This is a genomic window from Microcystis sp. M_QC_C_20170808_M3Col (assembly GCF_007095505.1).
GTDB lineage: Bacteria > Cyanobacteriota > Cyanobacteriia > Cyanobacteriales > Microcystaceae > Microcystis.
In genome coordinates, this window is the sequence record NZ_SFBY01000207.1 from 1 (window position 1) to 3437 (window position 3437).

The 3437-nt window shown below is 38.9% G+C and carries 3 protein-coding genes and 2 pseudogenes; 4 read left to right on the forward strand and 1 reads right to left on the reverse strand.

Annotated elements, in window-relative coordinates; genetic code table 11:
- Both EWV84_RS09285 and EWV84_RS09290 read left to right on the forward strand, forming a co-directional pair.
- On the forward strand, nucleotides 1-460 hold a 460-nt coding region (locus EWV84_RS09285; protein ID WP_287077778.1), incomplete at its 5' end, for a DUF4277 domain-containing protein.
- Nucleotides 461-538: 78 nt separating this feature from the next.
- Nucleotides 539-1183: an IS1634 family transposase gene (locus EWV84_RS09290; RefSeq protein ID WP_287077779.1), complete on the forward strand. Its 645-nt coding sequence runs from the start codon at nucleotides 539-541 to the stop codon at nucleotides 1181-1183.
- On the opposite strand, the pseudogene EWV84_RS09295 reads toward EWV84_RS09290, so the two are convergent.
- Nucleotides 1163-2020, reverse strand: a pseudogene (locus EWV84_RS09295) (IS630 family transposase); the annotation flags it as partial. The gene EWV84_RS09290 and the pseudogene EWV84_RS09295 sit on opposite strands and share 21 nt — an antisense overlap.
- Nucleotides 2021-2282: 262 nt before the next feature.
- Between EWV84_RS09295 and EWV84_RS09300 the strand changes: the two are divergent.
- Entirely contained in the window at nucleotides 2283-3080 is a 798-nt protein-coding gene (locus EWV84_RS09300) for a transposase (protein WP_287077780.1), read from the forward strand.
- 97 nt (nucleotides 3081-3177) lie between these two features.
- A pseudogene (locus EWV84_RS09305) lies at nucleotides 3178-3437 on the forward strand (IS4 family transposase); the annotation flags it as partial.

Below are 3437 nucleotides of genomic sequence, written 5' to 3' on the forward strand. Positions count from 1 at the left end.
TTTACGGTACATTAGCACTAAGGAGAGAAGATGCAAGGGTTTTGAGCGATTAAGCGCAGATTTAAGTGCATTTGGGAAGCTCTCAATCAAGCTAAAAGCCCTTTCCTGTAAGGTTTTTAGCTTTATTCAGCAGACCCTAATTATCAATGGATTAGATTTTATCTCGAAACCCTTGTATTTATTTCCTCAATTGTTTGCCAATAAACCCGGAGAAGAGCTACTGGGAGAAGGAATCAAAGCCGAGGAAATAAATGAGCATAAAATTGGGAGAGTAATGGATGAAATCTGGAGATATTCTCTAGAGAAATTATGGATAAATATATCTCTGAAAGTAGTTGAAAAATATCAAATTAACACTAAATATAGTCATTTAGATTCGAGTTCAATATCGGTTGAGGGAGAATATAAATTGGTTCTTCCGAACCTGTCATGTAAAACTATCAGCAACTTATACTTGTAAAGCTTATACAATGAGGCTTTGAGTTCTTGTTAGATTAATATTTATTAGCTTTAGAGCATTGCTCGGCAGAGAGGGAGCTTGAGGGATTTTCGACAGTGTAAGTTCGGAAGAACCTATAAATTAGAAGAAGGAGGAAAGGGAAGTATCGAAATAACTCACGGATATTCAAGAGAGCGTCGTCCAGATTTGAAGCAATTTATGATTGATTTGATGGTAAGTAGTGATGGGGATGTTCCACGATTAATGAGAATCGGGTCGGGAAATGAATCAGATAAAACTATCTTTGGTGAACTAATTGAGGAGTGTCAAAGTAATCTGAATTGGTCAACAATCTATGTAGCAGATAGTGCTTTATATACAGCCAATAACTTACATAGATTAGGAAAGAATAAATGGCTAACGCGGGTTCCACTAACAAGCAAAAAAGCCCAAGAAATTATTACAAATGTTCCAGAATACGAGTTAAGAATTAGCGAAGATAGTCGATATAAGTATAAGGAGCAAGAAGTTAATTATCACCGGGTTAAGCAAAGATGGCTAATAGTATTAAGTGAAATGAGACAAAAAGCAGAGGAAGAAAAAATAGAGAAAAAAGTGAAAAAAGAAAGGGAACAAATAGAGAAACAGTTGAGCAAATGGCAGGGAAAAAGAGCAGTTACTCTGGCTGAACTTAAAGCTGAAGTCAAACAATTTACGAAGCAACTAAAATATCATGAATTGTGAAAAGGCATCGTATTTCTTAAGGTTAGGAAAATTAAATAATTGAAATTTGGCAAAAAACTCGAACAAGCGTTTAACCACTCGAAAACTTTTGGCCAACCAATAAAATCTTCTCAAAAGATTTTTTAACTGTAGCCAAATTGCTTCTACTGGATTTTCTTCGGGAGCGTATCGAGCAAATTTATGACAGGTAATCTGCCAATTTTCTGGAGATAAACCCTGATTTTGTTCAGTAAGAAATTTGCTCATCTCTTCTCCCGCATGATAGGAAGCTCCATCCCAAATAATCAGTATTTTTCGCCCAGGATTGATTTGAATTAGTTTTTTTAAGAAATCTACTGTATTCTCGACCTTCCCCGCTTTGTAGGGAGCTAAAATAAATTCTTTTCCCACTAAATTTAAAGCTCCATAATAAGTTTGTCTCTTTTTTTCATTCTCAATTTTTACCAAAGTTCTTTCGGGTAACTCTGAGGGATTTTGACCTTCTTTTAGTCTTTCTTTAATAAAGTTCCAGAGATAGCCTAGAACATCTTTCCAGACCAGATGACATTCATCAAGCAAGTACACCACTAGCTTTCCCGACTGAATCTCCTCTTTTTTGCTCTCCAATAATTGACTGATTTCTTCATTCTTTTTTTTGACCTCTTCTGTATCTTTTTTCGGGTTTACTTGTTCCGCCTTTTGCCAGCTAATTCTCGCTTCTTTTAGCAATTGGTAGTAGCTCTGTCTCGATTTAAACACAACCTCATAAGTTTCTAGTACATAAGTTTCTATCTCCCAAATATCCCAGTGACTCTGGTTGATAATCCATTGAATTAATTCTTGTTTTTCCTCGGCATTTAGATAGGGCTTGCTGAATAAATCTAAAAACCTTGTTGGATAATATCTTTAGGCTTTTTTGAAATCAAAAAGTGCCATTTCTTGGAGTGGTCGGGGGGAAAATTCAGGGACTTTTTCCCCGAAGTGTAGGTTTATTACAAAGAGGTGAGCAGTCACACACTCAAGGTGCTGACAGGTGTAGGTTTATTACAAAGAGGTGAGCAGTCACACACTCAAGGTGAGAAAATCAAGCTAGAGATTTAGAGGAGCATCGTGAAAGGCAATGCTGAAAAACAAATATCTCAAGCAGTGGTCGTGCATAGTATCAGAACATCTGCCCCATTTGTCAATACCGCAAGCTATCGGATTGGCAACTTGGAGCTTCGGGATGGTCATGACCAAATCGAGCAGTTTGACTCAGGTGTCGAGGTTGATTGCGGCAGTCAATGAGGAAAAACCCAATACAGTCAGACAGAGACTCAAAGAATGGTATCAGTCCGGGAAAGCGAAAAAAGGAGAAAAGCGCAGCACTCTTGAGGTGAGCAGTTGTTTTGCGCCATTGTTAATGTGGGTGATCAGTTTACTGCCTATCAATATAGAAAGAATAGCCCTAGCACTGGATGCCACCACTAGGGGCAATAAATTCGTAGTTTTGTCGATTAATGTCTTGCTGGCGGGCTGTGGGATTCCCATAGCTTGGTCTATCGTCAAAGCCAATCAACCGGGCAGTTGGAAACCTCACTGGCAAAAACTGATCAGACAGCTCAAAGAAGCGGTTCCTACTGGCTGGACTGTAATTGTCCCAGCCGACCGCGGCTTATATGCGCCTTGGCTCTATCAAGTGATTGTGGAAGCCGGCTGGCATCCGTTTTTACGCATTAACCAGCAAGGACTGGTCAAAATTTCCTCTCATGGTCAATGGCAGCCCTTAGATGCCCTAGTTTCAGCCCCTGGACAATCTTGGTCGGGTCAGGTGGTTTGCTTTAAAACTAATCCCTTGGCCTGTACCTTGCTTGCCCGTTGGGATTCTGGCTATCAAGAGCCGTGGTTAGTTTTGACCGACCAGATAGATTCACAATAAAAGGATTAGTATATATGGCCATAGACCGGACGAGTTTGGGAGCAATTAATATCTTGATGGTGAGTCTAATTTATGACAAGAGAGCCATCCCAATCTATTGGGAGATATTAGAAAAAAAGGAAGTAGTAATCTCGAAGAACAAAAGCGAGTATTAGAAAAAATATTGACCGTGCTATCAAGTCATAAAATAGTGGTGTTAGGAGATAGAGAATTTTGTTCAGTCAGTCTAGGAAGATGGCTTCAGGAGCAGAGTGGATACTTTTGTTTAAGACAAAAACAAAGTACAAATGTGAAGACGAAGGAAGGAGTTTATCAAGAAATGAGAGGATTGGGTTTAAGTCCAGGAACTCAACTATT

Coding starts and splice junctions, on each gene's coding strand:
- EWV84_RS09300 (WP_287077780.1), top strand. CDS start 2,283: ATGCTGAAAAACAAATATCTCAAGCAGTGGTCGTGCATAGTATCAGAA.